The following is a 22,669-nucleotide window of genomic DNA, read 5'->3' on the forward strand; positions in this document are numbered from 1 at the left end:
TCGGGTGCCGAACATCTGCTGCAGTGGCACCAAATCTACCGGCACCATCCGGACCGGTGGGCCGAGTGGTTCCCCGCATCTGAGCCGGATTGATCCTCCCTTCGTCTCACAGTGTTGACATGCTACCAAACTTCCAAACTTTTAAACCTCCAAACCTCGAAACCTCAACCCCATTCTCCCTATCCCCAAAACCCATCCCACAAAAACGCCCCATCCCGGGCGGACCGAGACGGGGCGGAGAGGCAAAAAATGTAGGCGTCACCGTATCACACAGGTCAGCGACGCATTCGGGGTTCAGCACATGCTGTCACCGAAGCAGGACTCTGAACATTGAACTCTGAACATTGAACCCTGAACGGCGAAGCGAAGCGAGCTACACGTATTCGTCAAGCTGGTGCGAGCGGAGATAGTCCACGACGTTCTTGACCTGTTGCGCATTTTCGCGGTCGCAGACGAGGATGGCGTCCTCCGTGTCGACAACGACGGTGTCGTGCATGCCGACGAGGACGACGAGCCGGTCGTCGCTATTGACGAGACAGCGCGAGGAGTCGTGAACGATGACGCGAGCATCATCAGGGACGACATTGCCCTGGTCGTCATCCAGGCCGCGTCGCTGGCTTTCTTCGAAAACGGCTTTCCAATCGCCGACGTCATTCCACCCGAACGATCCGGGCACGACGAACACACGATCCGACTGCTCCATCACGCCGTAATCGATCGAAATGCGGGGGCTATCCTGGAAGGCTTCCGCTACGCGCTGTTTTTCCTGGTCGGTGTCGACGGCGGGACGCACCGGTTGAAAGGCAGAGTAGCAGTCCGGAAGGTGCGTCTCGAGCTCCGACAGGATGGTGTCGGCGCGCCAGATGAACATGCCGCTATTCCAGAGGAAGTCGCCGGAGTTCAGAAAGCGGGCGGCCGTCTGCTCGTCCGGCTTCTCGGCGAACGTTTTCACCGGAAGGGCCTCGTGTCGGTCCTCGTCGGATTCTGCCGTCTCATCGTACTGAATGTAGCCGTAGCCGGTGGCCGGATACGTCGGCTCGATTCCAATCGTGACGAGCGATCCCGGGTCCTGCGCCTTCTCCAGCGCGACGTTGAGCACCGAGTGGAAGCTTTTCACGTCGCGGATCACGTGGTCGGCCGGGAGGACGACCATGGTGGCGTCGGGGTCCCGTTCCGCGAGTTTGACCGCCGCATATGCGATGCACGGTGCCGTATTTCGACTGATGGGCTCGGCCAGAATGTTTTCATCCGGCACGGCCGGTAGCTGCTTCTTCGTCTGTTCCACGTAGCGTTCGTGGGTCACGATGAGGCAGCGCTCCGGAGGAATGAGGCCCTGGAGCCGGGCAACCGTGTTTTGTATCAGCGTCGCGTCGCCGAAGACGTTCAGAAATTGCTTCGGCATCTCCTGACGACTGCGAGGCCAGAACCGGCTACCGATTCCCCCGGCCATGATGACGGCGTAGTGCATATGTTGCGTTGGGTCGATAAGTGTTCAGTCGATTCGTCAACACGAACGTACGGTGCCGCGCGGAGAGTTGCAGGATGTTCGGCGTTTGTTTGTCTGGGCGGTAGCCTGTCGGGGCGCTAAAGCGCGATGGACTGAAGATAAACCGTCCTGCAGGATGTCCGGGCACCACCGTCGTTGCTCAATGAAGCGATTTCTTTATGCGACCAACGCTCCGTACACACTGCTTTCGAACATGCGACCGTTCTTGTCACCATTGCGGTAGGAATCCACCGAGCTTCGCTTGCCCGAAACTCCAATGCCGGGAACGGAATACGTGACAGCGCCCCAGGCGCGCCAGGATGCTCGATCCGTCCACGGGTCCATTATGGCGTTCTTGTCTATCCCGAGAGAGAAATAGGAGTCACTTCTTATGATCCCGATCATTGACCCGTCCGACCGCGCACGGCTGGACGCGATTCTTAGCCGTGATGCGACATTCAGCGATGAGGTCGACCAGGCGGTTGCATCAATTCTTCTGGATGTTAGGAAGCGAGGCGATGCAGCACTGCAAGAACTGTCCGAACGGTTTGATGGTGTCCGGCCGGATCCGATCCGCGTGCCGGTAGAAGAGCTTGAGGCCGCGTCTGATGCGCTCGACCCGGAGCTCCGCCAGATCCTCAAAGATGCAGAGGCCAACATCCGCCAGTTTCACGCGCGGCAGGTACAGAACTCCTGGTTTACCGATGACGGAGATGGAGTCCTCCTCGGCCAGCGTGTGGTTGCCATGGATCGTGTCGGGCTCTACGTGCCGGGGGGGACGGCCTTCTATCCGTCCAGCCTTTTGATGAACGCGATTCCTGCCCAGGAGGCGGGAGTCGAGGAAATCCACCTTGTGTCGCCACCGAAAGAAGGCGGCCGACCCCACCCTCTCGTGCTGGCGACGGCCCATCTTCTAGGACTGGAGCATGTCTATGGTGTGGGCGGAGCGCAGGCCGTGGGGGCGCTTGCTTACGGAACGGAAAGCGTTGCTTCCGTGGACAAGATCGTGGGACCGGGCAACGCCTACGTCGCGGCGGCCAAGAAGCAGGTGTTTGGTCGCGTGGACATCGACAGCGTGGCGGGACCGAGCGAGATCGGAATCCTCGCAGACGCCACCGCCGATCCGGAGTACGTCGCTGCTGATCTGTTGTCGCAGGCAGAGCACGACGAGCGGGCATCTGCGATTCTCGTCACGCCGCATCACGACCTGGCAGAAGCCGTGCAGGAGCACGTCGAGCGGATGGTGCCGTCGCTGCCGCGAAAGAAGACCATTGAGACGGCCCTCGCCTCGTACGGCGCCTGTATCGTAACCGAGGATATGGAGGAGGCGATCGACATCATGAACGAGCTCGCGGTCGAGCATCTTGAAATCATCACTGAGGACGACTGGAGCATCATGACGCGCATCCGCCATGCAGGTGCCATCTTTCTCGGTCCGTACTCGTCCGAGCCTGTAGGAGACTATTTCGCGGGGCCCAACCACGTCCTCCCGACGGGTGGGACGGCCCGGTACGCGTCGGCCCTCAGCGTCGACGATTTCATCCGGAAGCAGTCGATCATCTCATATACAAAAGAACGCCTCGCGGAGACGGGACCGTCCATCGCCACGCTCGCAGATGCAGAAGATCTGCAGGGGCATGCCGAGGCCATCCGTGTTCGACTCCGACGTTTTGCCGAGGAATCCGGCGATAGCGAGCCAGAATCGATGACCGTATCCGTGACGCAATCGGTTGACGCGAAAAACAAATGATGTGGGCGCGCTTCTCTTTGCTCGGGTGTATATTGTCTCCGTTCGGGTTTAGCGCAACCACAGCCGTTTCCTTCACCAAATAGATTTGCCGCATGATGAACTCTACGCCTGCGCTCTCTTCCATTGACGACGTCATTTCGCTGATCCGGCCCTCCGTTCGGAACGAGCACGCGTACGTGGTTGGTGCGCCGAGCCATTGCGAGGTTAAGCTCAACCAGAACGAGAGCCCGTTCGATCTTCCGGCGGATCTCAAGGAGGAGTTGGCGGAGGCGTTTACGAAGATTGAGGCGAACCGTTACCCGGACGAGCAGCCAACCAAGCTTCGCAACGCGTTGGCTGAACGGGACGGCGTCGATCCGGAAGGGATCATCGTTGGGAATGGCTCGAACGAGCTGACGTACACCTTCGGGACGGCATTCATCGATCCCGGCACACCGGTTGTGATGCCGCGTCCCATGTTCTCCCTCTACGAGAAGGTCGCTCGCATCTGCGGCGCCGATCTCACACCGGTCGCCCCGAGCGAGGACCTGTCGTTCGACGCAGGCGCCATCGAGAAGGCGGTTGTGGAAACGGACGCCGTGATGACGGTCCTGACCACGCCGAACAATCCGACCGGCCTCGCGATGCCGATGGAGGAGATCGAGCAGATCGTGAGTGCGGCGAACGGCGTCGTTGTCGTCGATGAGGCGTACGTGGAGTTCAACCCCGTCGGCTCAGCGACGCATCTCTTGGAGAAATATCCCAATGTTGTCATCTTGCGGACCCTTTCGAAGGGCATGGGCCTGGCCGGTGTACGCCTCGGCTACATGATCGCGCGACCGGAGCTGGCACATGAGGTTATGAAGTCCCGTCTCCCGTTTATGGTCGACCGGTTTTCGGAGCAGATTGCTCTGTCGCTCTTGGACCGGGAAGACCTCTTGGCTGAGCGAGTTGGTCTGATGAAGCAGGCGACCCAGAAATTGATCGCTGCGCTCGAGGAGATGCCCGGGGTCGATGTGGTGCCGTCGGACGCCAACTTCTGCATCTTCCGGACGGACCGTGATGCCGACGCTCTTCAGGCTGATCTGGCCGATGCGGGGGTGCTCGTTCGCAACATGAGCGGCTACCCCGAACTACCCGGTTATCTGCGGGTCAGTGCGGGTACCGAAGCGGAGAACAAGGCGTTTCTGACTGCGTTGGAACGGTCGCTTAGAGGTGCCGATACCGCTTGATTTAGGCGGTGACCGCCGGTTCTGCTGCGTGCCGGGGCGGGTCATGATGTTGTTGTCTCCACCCGCGCGCTCATCACGCAGAGACCTTTACGGAATGATTGCATCTTGAAGGTCGCTGGCTACGTCTCGGCACGAGCGAACGGCTGAACGTCTATGGTTGCATAGGACATTCTACGGTCGAGGCGGTGGGTACAGCCCGCTACGTCTCGCAGTTTTCGAATACACTACGGTTGCTGACATCGCGATGGATTTTACTCGGGTTGACATCATTGGCCTTTCCACGAGTCCGTCTAGCGGCGGTGCGTACGCGCTCGTCCTCGGCGAGGTGGAAGGAAACCGCCGCCTGCCCATTATTATCGGAGCTTTTGAGGCGCAGGCGATCGCGCTGGAACTGGAGAAGATCCAGCCGCCGCGGCCGATGACGCACGACCTGTTACGCGACACGTTCGAGTCTCTGGACGTTGAGGTTGATGAGGTCGTGATTGACGAACTCCGGGAAGGGACGTTCTTCGCGAAGATCCGATATACGGTCGACGGCGACCAGCGACAGCTCGACTCGCGCCCCTCGGATGCAGTGGCACTGGCCGTTCGCGTCGACGCGCCCATCTTCGTAGCACCGATGGTGCTGGACGAAGCGGGTATCGTGGCCGAAGACGAAGAAGGAAGCGTGTCGTCCCTCACAGAAGGGGAAACGTCGGGTGCCGAGGAAGAAATGTCCGGAGGTACACGGCTCGAACGCATGCAAAAGCAGCTCGACAAGGCGGTTGAAGAAGAGGACTACGAAAAAGCCGCCGAACTTCGCGACGAGATTGAGAAGCTACAGCAGGAACAGAACAAGAATTAGCTCTCGGTTCTATCGCTGTTGTACAAGAGCCTCGGGATCTTCCCCCCGAGGCTTTTCCATTGTAGGACTGTTGCATTCCAGAGGGCGCAAATGGGCCGGTGTGGCGTACGCTTTGCACCACTACTGGGCCATTGCCTGCCCGCTTTCCGACCGAACGATTCATTCTCGCTCTCCCCACGTCCCGCATGCCAACCCGCACGCTTCCGTCTGTCCAACGCATCTCTCTCTCCAGCCTGAATGCCTTTCCGGACTTGTTTGTCGATGTGGCCGAACGGCGCGAGTCGGCGCTCCGGTTCTACGATGGCGACTGGAAGGATCCGGCCGCGCGGAAGGCTAAGGCTGATCGTGTTGCCGCGCAGCCAGCCGATCGGGATGTGCTCGCGGATGCGTTGATGGACCATAACGCCGAATGGTCGGAAGCGGGAGAGGTGTCCGACGCCGTGCGGAAAAACATCGACCGGCTACGCGACCCGGAGTCGGTGGCTGTTGTCACCGGGCAGCAGGTCGGGTTGCTCTCGGGACCGTTGTACACGATCTACAAGACGATCACGACGCTTCAACTCGCGGAGGAGATGGCCGCCGACCTCGACCGGCCTGTTGTGCCGGTGTTCTGGGTGGAAGGGGAAGACCATGACTTCGAGGAGATCGCCCACGCTTCGTTTTTCCATCGAAACGAGCTCGTCGACGTTGACTATCCGACCGAGCTGGAGGCGTCGCCGGATGCGGAAAACGTTGGCCCCGTTGGGCGTCTGCCTCTTGATGGTAGAATCGATACGGTGCTGGGTGAACTCGATGAGATTCTTCCGCCGTCGGACTTCAAGCCGGAGATCATGTCGGCCTTACGACAGGCGTATGCGCAGGGCACGTGCATCGAAGATGCGTTCGCCCGGCTCATTCGCCACCTCTTCCGGGGCACCGGACTCGTGTTGATGAACCCGGATGATCCGAAGTTGAAAGCGCTCGTGCGGCCGCTTTTCCGGCGTGATCTAACCGACTCGCAAAGCGCCGTCGATGCCATCCAGGAAGCGAGCGCGGATCTGAAATCCAGTGGCTATCACGCTCAGGTCCACGCAGCGCCGACCAATCTTTTCTTGTTAGAGAAGGATGGGCGTCTCCCGATTGACGTTGATGAAGACCGTGGCGGGTTCACCCTTCGTGGGACGGGCCGGCATGTCTCGGAGGAAGAGATGCTCGATCGTCTCGAGACCGCGCCCGAGGATTTCAGTCCGAATGTCGTTCTCCGACCGCTGATGCAAGACGCTCTGCTTCCGACCGCGGCGTACGTGGCCGGTCCGGGTGAGGTGTCCTATTTTGCACAGTATCGCGGCGTGTACGAGTGGGCCGAATTGACGATGCCGCTCATTCATCCGCGTGCCAGCGTGAGTCTCGTTGAGAGCAAGGTGCAGTCCGTTCTCGATGCCTTCGACCTCTCCGTGTCCGATTTGACGGGAGATGTGGAACAGCTATTTCAGGAGATCGTCGTCCGGCAGATGGATGTCGATGTCGATGCCGTATTTGGAGAGGCGCTTGCCCAGATCCACGGCGCGATTAATGATCTGAAGCCGGCGGTGGAAGACGTGGACCGGACGCTCGTAAAATCCGCCGAGGCTGCGCGGGCAGCCATTGCACAAGAGATGAGTGACCTGAAGCAGCGGGTTGTGCGGGCCGAGAAGCGCCAGCACGATGAGGTGCGCGCAAAGTTGAGTAAGGCGCGCGTCAATCTGGTGCCGGAGGGGGGTCTCCAGGAGCGACGCATCAACGTGCATTACTTCCTGAACAAGTACAGTCCCGACCTGCTAGATGACCTCCGGAGCGTTCTTTCGACGGATACGTCGTCCCATCAGGTCGTGATGCTCTAGCAATACCTGTCTCAACCGACTCGTAAAACGTGTTGCCATTATGAATCTTGACGCGTCCCATTCTTTCGGCGTGCAGGCCGGAGCCGACCCATTTTCGCCGCTGATCGAGCTGGCTATCGAACTGGCTGCCGAGTGGCATCAGGGGCAGCACCGGAAAGGGCGTTGGCGGCCTCCGACGTTCGAGTACGAGGAGGAAAATGTTGCCGTCCGCGTGCCTGTGATGGCGCACCTTACGTCCGTCGCATCCATCGTGCAGCGAGCGGGGTGGCCCGATCCTGTGGTTGCCGCGGCCTATCTCCACGACATTCTCGAAGACAGGAATCGGGAGGGACAGTACTACGATCGCTCAGCGTTGATCGATGCCGTCGGGGAAGAAGTGACGGGATATGTCGAAACGCTGACAGAGACCAAGCTTGGACCGGACGGTTCGTACCTGTCGTGGAGGGAGCGGAAGGAGGAGTACATCCAGCAAATCCGTGAGGGCACGCCGGAGGCCGCGGGGATCAGTCTGGCGGACAAACTCCACAATCTGTGGACGATGAACCAGAGCCTGGATTTGGGCATCAACATCTTCGCGGACTCAAAGGGACGCAAGGGGCTGAGTGCAGGACCGGAACGACAGCTCTGGTTTTACTCGGCCGTTCTAGAGGCCACACGAGAGCACGAGGATCCTCGTCTTCCTCCGATGCGCGAGCGACTGCAGTACGAGCTCGACCGCTTTAAGGAATTCACGGCTAGGTGAGCCGAAGCACACTTTTTTACGTGTAGCAATCATTTTCTCGCTCACGGCAACCAACAAGTCATCGATTTATGGCGGATCCGACGAAAGGCGTCATCCTGATTACCGGTTCGAATCGGGGCATTGGGCTTGAAATGGTCCGCCAACTCGCCTCCTCGGCCGCCACCGTAATCGCCACGTGCCGACGACCCGACGAGGCAGACGATTTGCATGAGCTGGCGGACGCACACACGGATACGGTCGACGTTCTACAGCTCGATGTAACGGACCCTGACGCCATTTCTGGTGCCCGGTCGATGGTAGAAGAGCGATACGGCGCTCTCAATCTGCTCATCAATAACGCCGGTGTAAACGGCGGCGGGACGGCTGATACGTTCGATCATGTCGATATGGAAACGCTGATGCACACGTTTCAGGTCAATGCGGCTGCTCCCCACATCATGACGAGGGCGTTCGCGTCACTACTGAAGGCCGGAGCCGCGGACGGAAACAGTGCGGTGGTTAACATCACGTCGCAGCTTGGCTCGATCACCAATACGAAGGGGCGTGGCACCTGGCAGAGCTATAAAGCCAGCAAGGCGGCCCTGAACATGCTTTCGCGTCTCGAGGCGCATGAACTGCGTGCCGATGGCGTCGTGGTCGTCGCGATGCATCCGGGCTGGGTGCAGACCGACATGGGTGGATCGAACGCACGTCTGACGCCGGAAGCCTCGGTGTCGGGCATCCTGGACGTTGTGCGATCCCTCTCGCCAGATGACGCAGGACGGTTTCTAACGCACGATGGGAGCGAACTGCCGTGGTAGTCGAGGAGCCGGTCGAGCAGCGACCGGGCAACGGGGTGTCGACCGCGGACGGCGAACGTAGTGCCGTTGGGGGCAGTCGTCTCGGTGATTCCCCCACAACAGTGTCGGTCGTTCCCGGGCGAACCCCCGACACCGGGGTATCTAGCCTATTCATCAGTGACCGGACAGAGCCTCTGCACTGCGAGGACGGGTTCGGCACGTACTGATGAGTCGCTGTTCTCCCATTCCCCGAGGCGGTTATGGCTACCACCACTGCACAAGATGTATCTGTCCCCCGTGAGGCGTCAACGACCTGGGTATACCGTTTTGGCAACGGTCGATCGGACGGCTCCAAAGACCAGAAAGCGCTCCTAGGTGGCAAGGGCGCCAATTTGAGTGAGATGAGCGGAATCGGCTTGCCCGTACCGCCCGGCTACACGATCACCACCGAAGCCTGCGAGTACGTCGTCGAGCACGACGGCACGTGGCCGGACGAACTGGATGATCAGGTTCGTGCCGGCATTCGCCACGTAGAGGAGGCCATGGGTCGGACCTTCGGTGATCCGGAGAACCCGCTACTCGTCTCCGTTCGTTCGGGCGCTGCGCTATCTATGCCCGGCATGATGGACTCCGTTCTGAATCTCGGGCTCAACGATCAGGTCGTCGAGGGAATCGCCCGGCAAACCGGGAACGAACGATTTGCTTACGACGCCTATCGTCGCCTGATCGACATGTTTGGCGATGTCGTCGTCGGAATCGATCGCGAGAAGTTTGAGCACGCCATCACCTCGATGAAAGAGGAGCGTGGGGTCGAGAACGACATTGACCTCAACGCGAATGACTTGCGCGAGCTCGTCGATCGCTACAAGGCGATTTATCGGAAAGAGACGGGTCGCATGTTTCCGGACGATCCATGGCAGCAACTTCGCTTTGCGATTGACGCCGTGTTCGGTTCGTGGACGAACGAGCGGGCCGTCAAGTACCGGGAGATCAACAGCATCACCGGCCTGAAGGGCACGGCCGTGAACGTCCAGGCGATGGTGTATGGCAACATGGGCGAGGACTCCGGCACCGGCGTCTGCTTCACACGCAACCCGGCGACCGGCGAAAACAAGCTGTATGGCGAGTTTCTACTAAATGCCCAAGGCGAAGACGTCGTTGCCGGAATCCGTACGCCGAAGGACATCAAGGAGCTCGATCGGCTGATGCCGGAGATCTATGCCGAGCTTCAGGAGCACACCACGCGACTGGAGCGGCACTACGGCAACATGCAGGATATCGAGTTCACAGTCCAGCAGGGAGAGCTCTTTATTCTGCAGACGCGCGACGGTAAACGTACGGGCCCGGCTGCAATTCGGATCGCCGTCGAAATGGTGGACGAAGGCTTGACCTCCGAGTCCGACGCTGTCCGTGATCTCGTCGAGCCGGGGCACGTCGAGCAGCTTTTGCACCCGCGATTTAAAAATGAGAATGGGTACGCGGAGAAGGTTCTCGGTACCGGGCTCCCCGCTTCTCCGGGTGCGGCGGTCGGACGGGTTGTGTTTACGGCCGACGATGCGGAAGAGTGGAATCAGCGTGGCGAATCCGTGATTCTCGTGCGCGTGGAGACGTCGCCAGAGGATGTGGGCGGAATGGATGCTGCAGAAGGCATTCTGACGTCGCGCGGCGGTATGACCTCCCACGCGGCGGTTGTCGCGCGCGGCTGGGGAACGCCCTGTGTCGCCGGGTGCGATGATATCGTCGTCAACGCCCAGCGGAAAACGTTCACGAACGGTGAAGTGACGGTTCAGGAAGGCGATTGGATCTCGATCAACGGTTCAACCGGCGAGGTCATTCTCGGCAAGCAACCGCTCGTTGATCCGGAGCTGAGCGGCGAGTTCAGCCGGTTCATGACGTGGGCGGACGACCTGCGCACCCTCGGCGTTCGCGCCAATGCCGACACGCCAGAAGATGCGCGGCAGGCCCTGGAGTTCGGGGCGGAAGGCATCGGGCTGGCCCGCACGGAGCATATGTTCTTCGGGGATGACCGCATCGCGAAGATGCAGCGCATGATCCTCGCGGATTCTGAAGAGGAGCGACGGGATGCACTCGAAGCCCTATTGCCGTTCCAGCGTGAAGACTTTGCTGGACTCTTCCAGGCGATGAAAGGACGGCCGGTGACCATCCGGCTCCTCGATCCCCCACTGCATGAGTTTCTCCCGCATGACGCGGAGGAACAGGAAGTGCTGGCAGAACGCCTGGAAATGCCGGTTCGTCGTGTGCGCGAGAAAATCGAGCAGCACGCTGAAATGAACCCGATGCTCGGTCACCGTGGATGTCGCCTTGGCGTCACCCACGCGGAGATCACCGAGATGCAGGCCCGAGCGATCCTGGAGGCGGCCATCGACGTGTCGACGGACGATGCGCCAGTGCGACCCGAGATTATGGTGCCTTTGGTGTCCACCAAGGCTGAGTTTGACCATCAGCGGAGCGTCATCGACGAAGTGGCCGCAGCCGTTTTCGAAGAGCGCGGCAAGGAAGTTCAGTATCGCGTCGGTACGATGATCGAAATCCCGCGAGCTGCATTGCGGGCCGGAGAGATTGCCGAAGCCGCCGATTTCTTCTCGTTCGGCACCAACGACCTGACACAGATGACCTTCGGGTTCAGTCGGGACGACGCTGGCCGATTCCTCCCGTATTACGTGCAGGAGAATCTGCTGCCGGCCGATCCATTCCAGACGCTCGACCAGGAGGGCGTGGGCGAGATGGTGAGCATCGGGACCAACCGGGGCCGAAAGGTGAAGCCCAAGCTGCAGGTGGGAATCTGTGGCGAACACGGAGGCGATCCAGCATCCGTCAAGTTCTGCCACGACACGGACCTCGACTACGTGTCCTGCAGCCCATTCCGCGTTCCGATTGCGCGGCTGGCCGCAGCACAGGCCGTTACGGAGGACGATCGCTAACGGTAGGTCGACCTCTTAATCTCAAAACGACAACGCCTGCCCTGGAGACGCAACCTCCCGGGCGGGCGTTGTTATGTTCAGTCGACGCTTCGCAACTTGGCCGGCACAGGGAATGGTCGCCCACGTTGACGACGTTCCGCTGACTGTTTTCACCAGACGCAAAGCCCATGCCCTCCGAAGCCGCCCAGACCGGACTATCAGGCGTACTGGAAACATGTCTGTATGCTCACGACCTCGATGCCGCGGCAACCTTCTACGGCGACGTGCTCGGACTCGAATTCGTCTCGCGCTCCGAAGGTCGGCACGTGTTCTTTCGGTGTGGGTCGCAGATGGTGCTTATTTTCAACCCAGACGCGACCAACGACCCCGAGGGCACGCTCCCACCGCATGGGGCAGAGGGGGCAGGGCACGTTGCGTTCGGTGTCACAGAGGCTGAGTTAGATGGGTGGCGCAGCCGCCTACGGTCTCGAAACGTCGAGATTGAGAAAGACATGGAATGGGGCGAAGCGGGTCAGTCGATTTACGTGCGTGATCCCGCGGGAAACAGCGTTGAGCTGGCGACGCCGAGCATCTGGCCCGTGGACGCAGGGACGTGAGCGACGGCTTCGATTCTTCACTGCCGACTCGACGTCTGCGCGGGGGCGAGTGCATCGTATGCCTCATCCGGTGCTTTGCTGTAGGCATCAACGACGAATCGCCACTGACCGTTATCGGCGCGCCGGAGGACCGTCGAAAACTTACCGGTGGACGCGCTTGTCACCTCGCCGTCGTGCAAAACCCGCACCCGGTAGTAGCCGACATCGTATGCTATGTCGCCCTTCATATTCCGGCTAACGAAGCGGAAGTCGATCGTTAGTTGAGCCTGCTGCAGGGCCGCCGCCTCGAAAAAGCCCTCATACACGGCTCGAATCGAATCCCGTCCGACGACCACGCCGCGATTTGTGTCCGGGAGAATGTACATCGCATCCTCCGCGTAGATGTCGGCAATGGCATCCAGATCTCCGAGTTCGTACGCAAGCGTGATCCGGTCGTATGCGTCCTGGATACTGTTCGAACGAGTGGATACTGACTGGGCAGCGGCGGCCGAACTCGAAATGCTGAGGACGAGGGCGAGAAAAAGTGAGATCCGCGGTAGCATGATAAGCAGGGCTCGGTGCACGAATCGGCTGGGGACGCCGGGAGAAGCGAGATGGTTGCACCGGCGGGCTAGACCACGGATCCGCCGAATTCGCCTGAACGACAGATCGAAAGGAGAGTATCACGTTCTCGGTCTACCCCTTCTAAGTTGATGCGTTGTTTCCGTGCCCGATCGTTCCTCTAGACGAATCCTCCTTGTTCTCTTTTTCGGAGTCCTGATGGCCGCGCTCGATCTGGCCATCGTCGGTCCCGTGCTGAGACCGATTCGGGAGAGCTTCGGCGTTTCGGCGCGAACAGGAGCGTGGGTGCTGAACGTGTTCGTTCTATTCAACCTTGTCGGTGTCCCGGTGATGTCGCGCCTGGCCGACCGGCTGGGCCGACGTCGGGTCTACACGTCGGCCGTTCTGACCTTTGGCGTCGGCGCTTTGGTCGTCGCGGTTGCCCCTACGTTTGAATCGCTTCTCGTCGGTCGCGCGATTCAGGGTGTCGCGGCATCTGGCATTTTTCCCGCCGCAAGCGCTGTCGTAGGTGATTCCTTCGCTGTTGAAAAACGGGGCCGTGCTCTCGGCGTACTCGGCGCGGTCTACGGAATTGCGTTTCTCGTCGGTCCGGGTTTGGCCGGTGCCTTCCTCGCCATGGGAAGCTGGACCTGGCTCTATCTTCTGATCGTTCCGTTTTCTGCTGTCGTCGCTGTTGCAGCATGGCGGGTGTTGCCACGGGCCCCACGCGCCTCGGAAGAAGGCGTCGACATCGCTGGGTTAGCGATGCTCGGGGTTGGGCTGGCAGCGCTGGCCATCGGGATCAACCGGATCGACGCGCAGTCGGTGGTATCCAGCCTGGCGTCCCTGAGCGTAGCCCCATTCCTCATCGGGGCGGCTACCATGATCGGCGGGTTCGTTGCGGTCGAGCGGCGCGTGGAGTACCCGATGCTTCGACTCGGTCTCTTTCGCCATCGCTCCGTAAAGATCGCTGCCGTTCTAGCCATCGGAGCGGGTCTCGCAGAGGCATCGTTCATTTTCTTCCCCGAGTTTGCTGCCTCATCGTTCGACGTGCCGAGCTCCACGGCGTCCTTCATGCTGCTGCCGCTTGTCGGGGCTGTTGCTGTCGGCTCGCCGGTAGCCGGACGGTTGTTGGATCGAATCGGCGTCCGTCGAATCGTCACGGTAAGCAGCGTGCTCTTCACAGCAGGACTTGCCACGATCTCGGCTCTCCCGGGTGGTCGGGTCGCGTTCTACTCGGGATCCGTGCTCCTCGGTTTTGGGCTTGCCGGATTGCTTGGTTCGTCGCTGAGTTACATTCTTCTGAACGCCGCTCGGGAGACGGAGCGGACCGTCGCGCAGGGCGTGATCACGCTTTTTCTCGGGATCGGGCAGCTCGTCGGAGGGGCGATGATCGGCGCCGTAGCTGTGACCGCGGGCGGTACGGGAGAGGTCGCGGGACCGGAAGGGTATGCTGCCGCCTTCGGGGTCGTCGCCGTCGTCGGGGTGATTTGTGTTGGGCTCGGACTCCTTCTACCGTCGAAAACGAGCGCCGTGTGGGCAGGTCGTGCAGGCAGTTAAATGCTGACCACGCGTGAACGTTGAGAGCGCGTGGCAAGACACGTTCTCACTTTCCGTTTAGCGTTCGGTCGAGGTTGAACGCGGCGCTGATAAGGGAAAGGTGCGTGAAGGCCTGCGGAAAGTTTCCGAGTGCTTCGCCTCGCGGTCCTGTTTCCTCCGCGTACAGGCCGAGCGGATTCGCATATCCAAGCATTTTTTCGAAGGTTAGCCGCGCTTGCTGGAGTCGCTCGGGGTCGGTGCGTCCTGCGCGCGTCAGGGCTTCAACGAGCCAAAACGTACACATGTTAAACGTACCCTCGAGCCCAGGGAGACCGTCGTCTACTTTCGACTGGTCATACCGGTACACCAGGCTATCGGACCGCAAACCTCCGTCCATCGGCGGCTCCATGATCGCGTCCAGCGTCTTCGTCATGCGCGGATCGTTGGGTGCCATGAAGAAAACGAGCGGCATGATCAGGTGCGAGGCGTCGAGGGCATCGCTGCCATAGTGCTGCGTGAACGCCTGCCGTTCCTCATTCCATCCGCGCTCCATGACCTCCTTGTAAATGTTGTCGCGGCACGTGCGCCACGTGTCGAGGTCGGCCGGAAACGAACGTTTTTCCGCGAGGCGGATGCCCCGGTCGAAGGCGACCCAGCACATGAGCTTCGAGTAGACGAAATGTTTGCGCTCGGATCGAACCTCCCAGATGCCGTCGTCCGGCTGGTCGTAGTTTTCCGTCAGCCAATTCAGTATGTCCCGAAGGCTCGTCCAGAAATCGTACGAGATGGGCGCCTGGTATTTGTTCGCAAGATACACGGCATCCATCAACTCGCCGTAAATGTCGAGCTGGAGTTGATTTGATGCCTCATTTCCCAGGCGGACCGGGCGCGACCCGCGGTAGCCATCGAGGTGATCGAGCGTGATCTCGTCGAGGTCCGTCTCGCCATAGATGTTATACATGATATTTAGCGGAGCACCGGGATCGCAGTCGTGACAGCGCTCGCTGATCCATTCCATGAAGCCCTCCGCCTCGTCGGTGAAGCCGATTCGTAGGAGACCGTAGACCGTGAAGGCCGCGTCGCGAAGCCACGTGTAGCGATAGTCCCAGTTGCGCACGCTCCCGATCGATTCCGGCAGGCTCATCGTCGGAGACGCAATCATCGCTCCCGTCGGGTCGTGCGTCATCAACTTCAGGACGAGCGCCGAGCGGTAGACTTCATCGCGCCAGCGCCCATCGTAGGTGCACTGGCTGATCCAGTCCCGCCAGTACGTCAGGGTGTGGACAAACAGGTCGTTTTCGCGCTCCGCCGAAAAGGCACCCGCTCGGGACGGGCCGTGCGTCGTCGGGTAAAGCACGAAATGATTGCGGTCGCCCGCCGACATCTCAAACGTCGCTTTTGCCGCGTCGCCTTCGGCTTTGAGTGGGACGGTCGCATCCAGCCCGATCCGCTGCGTTTGGCCGTCGAATTGGGCGCCTCCGTTTCGGACCTGCGTGTCGTGGATGGTGAGCGTATGGTCGGCTCGGGCATAGTCGAATGCCGGATGGCACGTCATCTCCATCGTCATCTTCCCACGGATGACCTCGACGCGCCGGATCAGTGTCTGATAGCCCGGATTCCCCGGGTCGAGGTCGGGCGGCATGTAATCGACGATCTCGGCGACGCCGTCATCCGACAGAAACCGGGTGATCAGCACGTTGCTGTCCGGCCAGTACATGTGCCGCTGCGTAACGTCGTTTTCTTCCGGGGCGATCTGGAACGTACCTCCCTTTTTATCATCCAGAATCCCTGCGAAGACACTCGGGTCGTCGAAGTTCGGCCAGCACATCCAGTCGATTGCCCCGTTCTGCCCGACGAGAGCAGCCGTATGCATGTTGCCGATGAGTCCGTAATCCTCGATGGGGAGGTAGCTCATGAAAGAAAGCAGCGTTAGAAGAAGGGGCAGAAGGGAGCCACGTCAGGGCTATGAAAGCGGGTTACGACGAATTATACGTTTCGCTACGTGTCGTGGGCGGCTTCGCGGCAGCATCAGGGTCCAAAAACCAGGTAAGTCGCCCGCGGGGTGAAATGTGCGATGCCGGGAGCGCTGGATCGCCTGCCTGCGCCCGTTGCACGGCGCTTTGTTTCCCTTCTCCTGAAGCGAGAAAAACGGCTTCGCTCGACGAGTTGAATGCCTTCAGGGTGCACGTAATCCGATCACGGACATCGTAGGTGTCGGGGGCCTGGACGGCCCGAACCAATCGATCATCCGGGTGGTCCGTCACGGCCATCGGGTCGTCTGGAAAAAGCGAGGCTGTGTGTCCATCGCTACCGATGCCGAGAACAGCAAGGTCGAATGTGTGATCACGCCCGGACAGAACGGAGTTGATCTCCTGTTCGTAGCGCCGCGCTGCAGCCGCCGGTGAGCCAGCGTCCGTCGGAATGGGATGAACATTCGAGGAGGGCACGTCGATCGACGAGAGAAGTCTGCGCCGGGCCATCCGCTCGTTGCTTTGAGGAGACGAAGAAGGGACAAATCGCTCATCGCCCCAGAAAAGATGAACGCGTTCCCACGGAATACGAGGAAAGCCCGAGGCAAGCAGTTCGTAGGTTCGTTCGGGCGTCGATCCCCCGGCGAGGGCAAGCGCGTAGACGTCCTGATCGAGGAGGACCGTCTGGACATGGGCGGCGATGTGCTGCGCCGCCGCCCGGCTCAGCGCGTCGAGGGTGGGAAAAACATGTACGTCACTCATGGATGCGGCATCGTTTGATCCACATTGAAAACGCGATGTGCAGGATAATGGGAGCGATTAACGGCGGCCGTCGTCGCGGAGATCGCCGTCGACCCATGATGGAAGCAACTCGAACGTCTCGTCGGGGCCCCAGCTTCCGGCGGGATAGTCGTGGACGGGGAGGTCGGCGTCCAGGAGCGGTGTATACAGCCGCCACGAGGCTTCAACTTCATCGCTTCGAACGAACAGTGTTTGATCGCCGGTGATAACGTCCCGGAGCAGGGTCGTGTACGCATCAGGAATGGGACCAAATGCATCGCGGTACGAAAAGCTGAGGTGCTGCGTGTCGAGTTGCATGTCGCCGCTATTGGTTTCCGGCGACTTTACTTCAAAGCGCAGGTCGAACCCCTCATTCGGCTGGAGGGTGATCAAAAGAACATTCGGCTCAGCGGAGCAGCCGGCCTCTTCGGGAATACACGGCTCGCCGCCAGGTTGGAACAGAGCGATCGGGGCTCGCTGAAACACGACCGCGATCTGAGTTCGTTTCTTATCCAGGCGTTTGCCCGAACGGATGTAAAAGGGAACGCCCCGCCATCTCCAGTTGGCGATCTCCAGGCGGAGAGCGACGAACGTTTCCGTGTCCGAGTCGTCCGGGACATCCGGCTCGTCCGTATAGGCCGGTACGCGTTCGCCGCCGACCTCCCCCTCGCTGTACTGGCCGAACACGACATCCTCCGGCGAAGGCGGCATGACGGCGCGCAGGGCCTTGACCTTCTCCTGACGGATCTCGTCTCCCTCCATCGCGGCCGGCGGCTCCATCGTGACGAGTGAGAGGAGTTGCGTGATGTGATTCTGAAGCATGTCGCGCACGTGCCCGGAGCTGTCGTAGTAGCTCGCCCGGTCCCCGACGCCGAGGTTCTCCGAAACCGTGATCTCGACGCGCTCGATGCGATCACGATTCCAGAGCGACTCGAACATGGCGTTCGCAAAGCGAAAGACCAGTAGGTTCTGAACGGTTTCTTTCCCGAGGTAGTGGTCGATCCGAAAGACCTGATCTTCCCGGAAGGCCGCGTGAACCGTGTCGTTTAGCTCCTTCGCGCTTTCGAGGTCCTGTCCGAACGGCTTCTCGATAACCACCCGTGTCCACCCGTCGCTTTCGGACAGACCCTGTTCCCCGAGCTGCTTGATCGTCGGGCCGTACGTCCGAGGCGGGAGCGACAGGTAGAACGCTCGATTCTGTGGCAGGTCGAACTGCTCTTCAATGTCCTCGATACGATGTTGAAGAGCCTCGAAGTCGGCCCCGTCCTCTCCGAGGGATTGGTAGAAAAGGCGTTGATCACACCATGCGTCAATGTCGGCCTCGTCGAAGTCCGCGTTGCGGAGCGCTTCTTTGGCTACCGAGCGAAATTTGTCATCGGACCAATCTGAGCGCGCTGTACCGAGGACGTGGCATCGCTCGGCGATGTCTTCATTCTGCATCAGGTGAAAGAGGGCGGGGATGAGCTTCCGCTTCGTGAGATCACCTGTGGCGCCGAAGATGACGAAGACATGCGGGTCAATGGACATAAAAGCAGCCAAGATGCTGTTTGATAAAAGGCAGCGACGCTGCGTACCGGCGCGCACAAAACCAGGAGATGAACCGCGGACGCCGATGTGGCAGGGGGATGACGTGGGGACTACTCCGCCTCCTTCATAGCATGTCCGCCGAACTCATTCCGCAGGGCGGCGAGAAGTCGATGAGCATACGTGTCCTGCTGACGTGACTGCAGGCGCTGGATGAGGGCATCGGTGATCACCGGGGCCGGCACGTCCAGGTCGATCGCCTCCTGGACCGTCCACCGGCCTTCACCGGAATCATCAACCCACGCCGCGATCTCTTCCAGGTCTTGGTTCTTTTCCAGAGCTTCCGCCGCGAGGTCGAGGAGCCACGAACGGATGACACTGCCGAACCGCCAGATTTCGGAAATCTGGTGCAGATCGAAGTCGAACTCCTCTTTTGCCTTCAGGATGTGAAAGCCTTCCGCATAGGCCTGCATGACGCCGTACTCGATGCCGTTGTGGACCATCTTGACAAAGTGGCCCGCACCAACCTCGCCGACGTGTCCCCAGCCTTTGTCCGCGCTAGGGGCCAGCGTTTCGAAGAGCGGTGTCAGGGCGTCGATAGCTTCGTCCGGTCCGCCGACCATCAGGCTGTATCCCTGTTCGAGTCCCCAGACGCCGCCGGAGGTCCCGACGTCGATGTAGCTGACGCCGACCTGTTCAGCGCGGCCTGCTCGTTTGAGCGTGTCGGTGTAGCGTGAGTTGCCGCCGTCCACGAGCCGATCCCCTTCATTCAATAGCGGTAGCAGCGCATCGAGCGTGGAGTCCACGGCGTCGCCTGCAGGCACCATCATCCAGAGTGTCCGCGGCGCCTCCAGGTGATCGACGAGCGCTTCAAGAGACGTCCGGGTCTCTCCACCGTCCTCCTCCAGAGCCATCATCGCGTCCTCGCTCAGGTCGTAGCCGACGACATCATGGTCATTTCGAAGGAGCCGGCGCGACATGTTCGCACCCATTTTTCCGAGACCGATCATTCCAATCTGCATAGCAGGTTGTGGATATGTAGAAGAAGCGAGACGTCGGGGCGAGCGTGCCGATCACAAATCCGACCATGGCAAACGTAAGTCGATGGTCGACGAGAGGCAATGACCTCGCGGGACCATGATGTAACGGTCTACCCTTTCGGGTGAGACGATGAGACCAACGGCCCATCCCGAGGCGACGTGGTTTCTGGTTCAGGGGCACGTTGATGTCAGGCCCCGGATTCCCAGCCCTCGGTAAAGATGCGATCGGGATCAATGTCCATCGCGTCCGTCAAGAGCTCTTCGGTATCCACGACCATCTGGGGAACGCCGCACGCGAAGAAGTGAGCGTTTTCGCGTAGATCGCTGTCGAGGAGATCGTCTAGATGCTCCTGTACGTGGCCGTGGCGAACTGCTGGTGCACCGGTCGCTGCACGTTGGGATTCGGTCCATCCCGCTCGTTCTTCGGCGGATTCGGGCTCCGACAACACATATGCGACATCGATTCGCTCGCTGCTCGATGTCCACATATCCAAGACATTGCGGTACGCGAGGTGATTGAGGGACCGTTCACCGTACACGAGCACGGCTCTGCCTTTCCCGTGCTGGCGGTACGCCTGAAGCATCGACATCATCGGAGTCAGGCCCGTGCCGGTAGCAAGAAAGACGGCATCGCGGTCCGTGTCGTGGAGCTGGAGGTTTCCTCGGGGATCGGTAAGTGGAATGGTGTCGCCTAGGGCCCTTTCATGTAACCAGACCGAGCAGGTCCCGTCGTCGTACCGCTTGACCATCAAGGTGATGGTGTCGGTGCCGGGAAGGCTGACCGGGGAATACGGCTTGTGGACGATTCCGTCTTCGTCCGATTCGTACGCGACGCCCACGTGGTGACCGGGCTCGAAATCGAATTGATGCCCTGGCACTCGAAGTACGAGCTGTGCCGTGTTGGGAGTGAGCATGTCTGAGGCGATGAGTGTCGCATCGAGGGTGTTCAGACGCATATATTCGACGGCGTGCAGATTTTCGTGGGAGATAGCTAGTGTTTGTACAGGCGGCTCCGGTGAGCGACAGGTCGATGAAAGCGATAAGAGGGCCCTTTTCGAAGATCCGCCTTGTAAGTGACTCTACATGATGGTATGATAACACCCTGCCGATGGGCAGGATACACGCATGCTGTGATTCGTTCGTAATCGCTGCAGGCTGTGTTATCATCTCCACGTCGTTTTTCCATCTCTCCATTCCTGCAACTAACCAACCCGGCCTGACCTCTGCCCGGTACTCGTCGTGCATGTGCGGACGAATCGAGCGGAGAGTCAAATGATAAGGTACGTCTGCCTGCCAGGGCGTTACGTGTCGGGGTTGATTCCATATGCAGCGATCGATTGGGACGTGCTGGATTGTCACCCTGTTTGTGTGGCTTGTGGCGAGTGTTCATGTGCCTGTCGCCGGCGCTCAGTCGTCACCGCGGACGGCCGTTCGATCCGCGGAGGAGCCGACGCGTCTTTTCGCTACGCTCGATGTACCTGAGGAAACGGATGGTCTAGTCGTTTCGCTACCGTCGCGGTGGACGCTGGAAGACGTTTCGCTTCTCCGATATGGGTCCACGGCTCGGGATGTGCGCGTACGGCGAGACGGCGCATCCTATGTGCTGGCGTCGCCTTCACCGATTCGAGGGCCGCACGACCTGTCGCTTCTGGTTACGCCCAATGGCCCTGGCGACGCGTTGAGCTGGTCCATCCAGCCGTTTCGGGCGGCCGCCGATGATGGATCCGTTCAGAGAGTGGGATCCCCGTGGGAGCAGAAAATCCGGATGGTCCGTGGAGGCGGCGAACGAACGGATAATCGAGTTCTCGAATTTGCTCCCGACGCCTCCCAGCCGGTCGTTATCGATGCCCACAGCATTCCGGCATTCGAGCGATCGGTTTCGTTTACGACCGAGTTTTGGATCTCGACCATCGGGCTCGGTGAGGTCGTGATGTCTACATGGACGGGCGAAGAGCGTCGTCATTACCCGTTCGAAATTGTCGTAGATGCGAGTGGGCGACTCCGTTTCTACTGTGGTCAGCCCGGGCGCCACACATCGATGTCGTCCGGTCGGCCGATTGCGGACGGCCGGTGGCATCATGTGGGTATCGCGTACGATGGGGAACGCCGTTTTCTTCGGTTCATGATCAACGGTGTCGCCGTCGACTCCGTCGAGCAGGTGTCGCTTCCAGGCGGATATCTACGCCCCGACCTCGCGGTTGGTGGACGCCTGTCGGACGGAAGACGCGACGCACCGCACGCCTCGCTTTTCTCGGGCCAGCTCGACGTCTTGCGCATCTGGGATTCTGCTCGCACGCCGATGGACGTTCGCCAGACCATGCGCGATGCTGCGCTTCACGCTGCCGCAGACGACGAGAATCGGCAACAGCCCACGCGTGTCACGCTTACCTTCGACAGAAAGCCTCCCGCCCGACTTGTACGCCGGTGGCCTCGTGGTGCCCAGCGTCCTCGCGCTGCCCTGCGGCTTCGGCAGTCGCTGCATGATCTTCGTGCATCCACGGAAGGAGAGGTCGTTCAACTGCAGTGGCACGCCGATGCCACGACGGTGTCAGCCTTTCTCGTAGAGCGGTCGTCGGATGGGATCAACTTCGAAGAGGTGGAACGATTGACGCCGGAGATGGCTGAGCCCGTCGCCGAACATGGCGATGCTTTGTTCACTGCGAGCGACGATCCATCATCGCGTGTTGCGTACTACCGCATTCGAGAAGTCTTTTCCGACGGATCGACTGATGTTTCGGGGACCTTCAAGGTCGGCGTCGGGCCGGCAACTGTAGAAACCAAGGAGGGTACGCGGATTATTGGGAATTACCCCAATCCGTTTTCCCGGTCCACTACGGTCGAGTTTCAGTTGAATGAGGCTGCCCCGGTCCGCATGACGCTCTGGGACGTGTCCGGAAAGCGTCTGGGTGTCGTCTACGACGGGTCTGACGAAGCCGGCACGCATTCGTTTGAATTGCCTGCCCGGGATCTACCCAGTGGTACCTACTTTCTACGATTGGAGACGGGGCGAGCCGTCGATTCGCACCCCGTTGTCGTCTTGAAATAACTATCGACTTTATTTTCGCTG

17 protein-coding genes are annotated in these 22,669 nt (G+C 60.2%); 10 read left to right on the top strand and 7 right to left on the bottom strand.

Annotated elements, in window-relative coordinates; genetic code table 11:
* Positions 1 to 373: 373 nt before the first annotated feature.
* A complete protein-coding gene (locus CRI94_RS06395) occupies positions 374 to 1,468 on the bottom strand; it encodes a mannose-1-phosphate guanylyltransferase (RefSeq protein ID WP_098074864.1) in 1,095 nt (364 codons plus the stop codon).
* A 409-nt stretch (positions 1,469 to 1,877) separates the two neighbouring features.
* Between CRI94_RS06395 and hisD the strand changes: the two genes are divergently transcribed.
* The 8 genes from hisD (at position 1,878) to CRI94_RS06435 (ending at position 12,209) form a co-directional block, all read left to right on the top strand.
* Positions 1,878 to 3,236, top strand: coding sequence for a histidinol dehydrogenase (gene hisD, locus CRI94_RS06400; protein ID WP_098074865.1), 1,359 nt, complete (start codon positions 1,878 to 1,880; stop codon positions 3,234 to 3,236).
* Between the two features lie 92 nt (positions 3,237 to 3,328).
* Complete coding sequence (hisC, locus tag CRI94_RS06405) at positions 3,329 to 4,447, top strand: histidinol-phosphate transaminase (protein ID WP_245846095.1); 1,119 nt, start codon at positions 3,329 to 3,331, stop codon at positions 4,445 to 4,447.
* A gap of 244 nt (positions 4,448 to 4,691) precedes the next feature.
* Positions 4,692 to 5,291 (top strand): bifunctional nuclease family protein, encoded by a 600-nt coding sequence (locus tag CRI94_RS06410; RefSeq protein ID WP_098074866.1) that lies wholly within the window; start codon positions 4,692 to 4,694, stop codon positions 5,289 to 5,291.
* A gap of 185 nt (positions 5,292 to 5,476) precedes the next feature.
* Positions 5,477 to 7,150, top strand: a complete 1,674-nt coding sequence (gene bshC, locus CRI94_RS06415; RefSeq protein WP_098074867.1) for a bacillithiol biosynthesis cysteine-adding enzyme BshC — start codon at positions 5,477 to 5,479, stop codon at positions 7,148 to 7,150.
* Positions 7,151 to 7,190: 40 nt separating this feature from the next.
* Positions 7,191 to 7,892 carry an HD domain-containing protein gene (locus CRI94_RS06420; RefSeq protein ID WP_098074868.1) on the top strand — a complete coding sequence of 234 codons (702 nt, stop codon included), beginning with the start codon at positions 7,191 to 7,193 and terminating at the stop codon, positions 7,890 to 7,892.
* Positions 7,893 to 7,960: 68 nt separating this feature from the next.
* Entirely contained in the window at positions 7,961 to 8,692 is a 732-nt protein-coding gene (locus CRI94_RS06425) for an SDR family oxidoreductase (protein WP_098074869.1), read from the top strand.
* A gap of 239 nt (positions 8,693 to 8,931) precedes the next feature.
* Positions 8,932 to 11,613 carry a pyruvate, phosphate dikinase gene (ppdK, locus tag CRI94_RS06430; protein WP_098074870.1) on the top strand — a complete coding sequence of 894 codons (2,682 nt, stop codon included), beginning with the start codon at positions 8,932 to 8,934 and terminating at the stop codon, positions 11,611 to 11,613.
* 167 nt (positions 11,614 to 11,780) lie between these two features.
* Positions 11,781 to 12,209, top strand: a complete 429-nt coding sequence (locus CRI94_RS06435; RefSeq protein ID WP_098074871.1) for a VOC family protein — start codon at positions 11,781 to 11,783, stop codon at positions 12,207 to 12,209.
* A gap of 17 nt (positions 12,210 to 12,226) precedes the next feature.
* Here the strand turns inward: CRI94_RS06435 and CRI94_RS06440 are convergent, their stop codons facing one another.
* A complete protein-coding gene (locus CRI94_RS06440) occupies positions 12,227 to 12,751 on the bottom strand; it encodes a YybH family protein (RefSeq protein WP_098074872.1) in 525 nt (174 codons plus the stop codon).
* Between the two features lie 163 nt (positions 12,752 to 12,914).
* Between CRI94_RS06440 and CRI94_RS06445 the strand changes: the two genes are divergently transcribed.
* Complete coding sequence (locus CRI94_RS06445) at positions 12,915 to 14,309, top strand: MFS transporter (protein WP_143815320.1); 1,395 nt, start codon at positions 12,915 to 12,917, stop codon at positions 14,307 to 14,309.
* 46 nt (positions 14,310 to 14,355) lie between these two features.
* Here CRI94_RS06445 and CRI94_RS06450 read toward each other — a convergent pair whose 3' ends face one another.
* From CRI94_RS06450 to CRI94_RS06470, 5 genes are all read right to left on the bottom strand, one after another.
* Positions 14,356 to 16,203: a glycoside hydrolase family 15 protein gene (locus tag CRI94_RS06450; RefSeq protein WP_098074874.1), complete on the bottom strand. Its 1,848-nt coding sequence runs from the start codon at positions 16,201 to 16,203 to the stop codon at positions 14,356 to 14,358.
* A gap of 61 nt (positions 16,204 to 16,264) precedes the next feature.
* Positions 16,265 to 17,020, bottom strand: coding sequence for a 6-phosphogluconolactonase (gene pgl / locus CRI94_RS06455; RefSeq protein WP_098074875.1), 756 nt, complete (start codon positions 17,018 to 17,020; stop codon positions 16,265 to 16,267).
* Between the two features lie 57 nt (positions 17,021 to 17,077).
* Positions 17,078 to 18,565 carry a glucose-6-phosphate dehydrogenase gene (zwf, locus tag CRI94_RS06460; RefSeq protein ID WP_098074876.1) on the bottom strand — a complete coding sequence of 496 codons (1,488 nt, stop codon included), beginning with the start codon at positions 18,563 to 18,565 and terminating at the stop codon, positions 17,078 to 17,080.
* Positions 18,566 to 18,675: 110 nt separating this feature from the next.
* Positions 18,676 to 19,584, bottom strand: a complete 909-nt coding sequence (gene gnd, locus CRI94_RS06465) for a phosphogluconate dehydrogenase (NAD(+)-dependent, decarboxylating) (protein WP_098074877.1) — start codon at positions 19,582 to 19,584, stop codon at positions 18,676 to 18,678.
* 206 nt (positions 19,585 to 19,790) lie between these two features.
* On the bottom strand, positions 19,791 to 20,558 hold the full coding sequence (locus tag CRI94_RS06470) for a ferredoxin--NADP reductase (RefSeq protein ID WP_098074878.1): 768 nt from the start codon (positions 20,556 to 20,558) through the stop codon (positions 19,791 to 19,793).
* A gap of 368 nt (positions 20,559 to 20,926) precedes the next feature.
* On the opposite strand from CRI94_RS06470, the gene CRI94_RS06475 reads away from it, so the two are divergent.
* Complete coding sequence (locus tag CRI94_RS06475) at positions 20,927 to 22,648, top strand: LamG-like jellyroll fold domain-containing protein (RefSeq protein WP_098074879.1); 1,722 nt, start codon at positions 20,927 to 20,929, stop codon at positions 22,646 to 22,648.
* Positions 22,649 to 22,669: the final 21 nt, after the last annotated feature.

This window comes from Longibacter salinarum (assembly GCF_002554795.1).
GTDB classification, from domain to species: domain Bacteria; phylum Bacteroidota; class Rhodothermia; order Rhodothermales; family Salinibacteraceae; genus Longibacter; species Longibacter salinarum.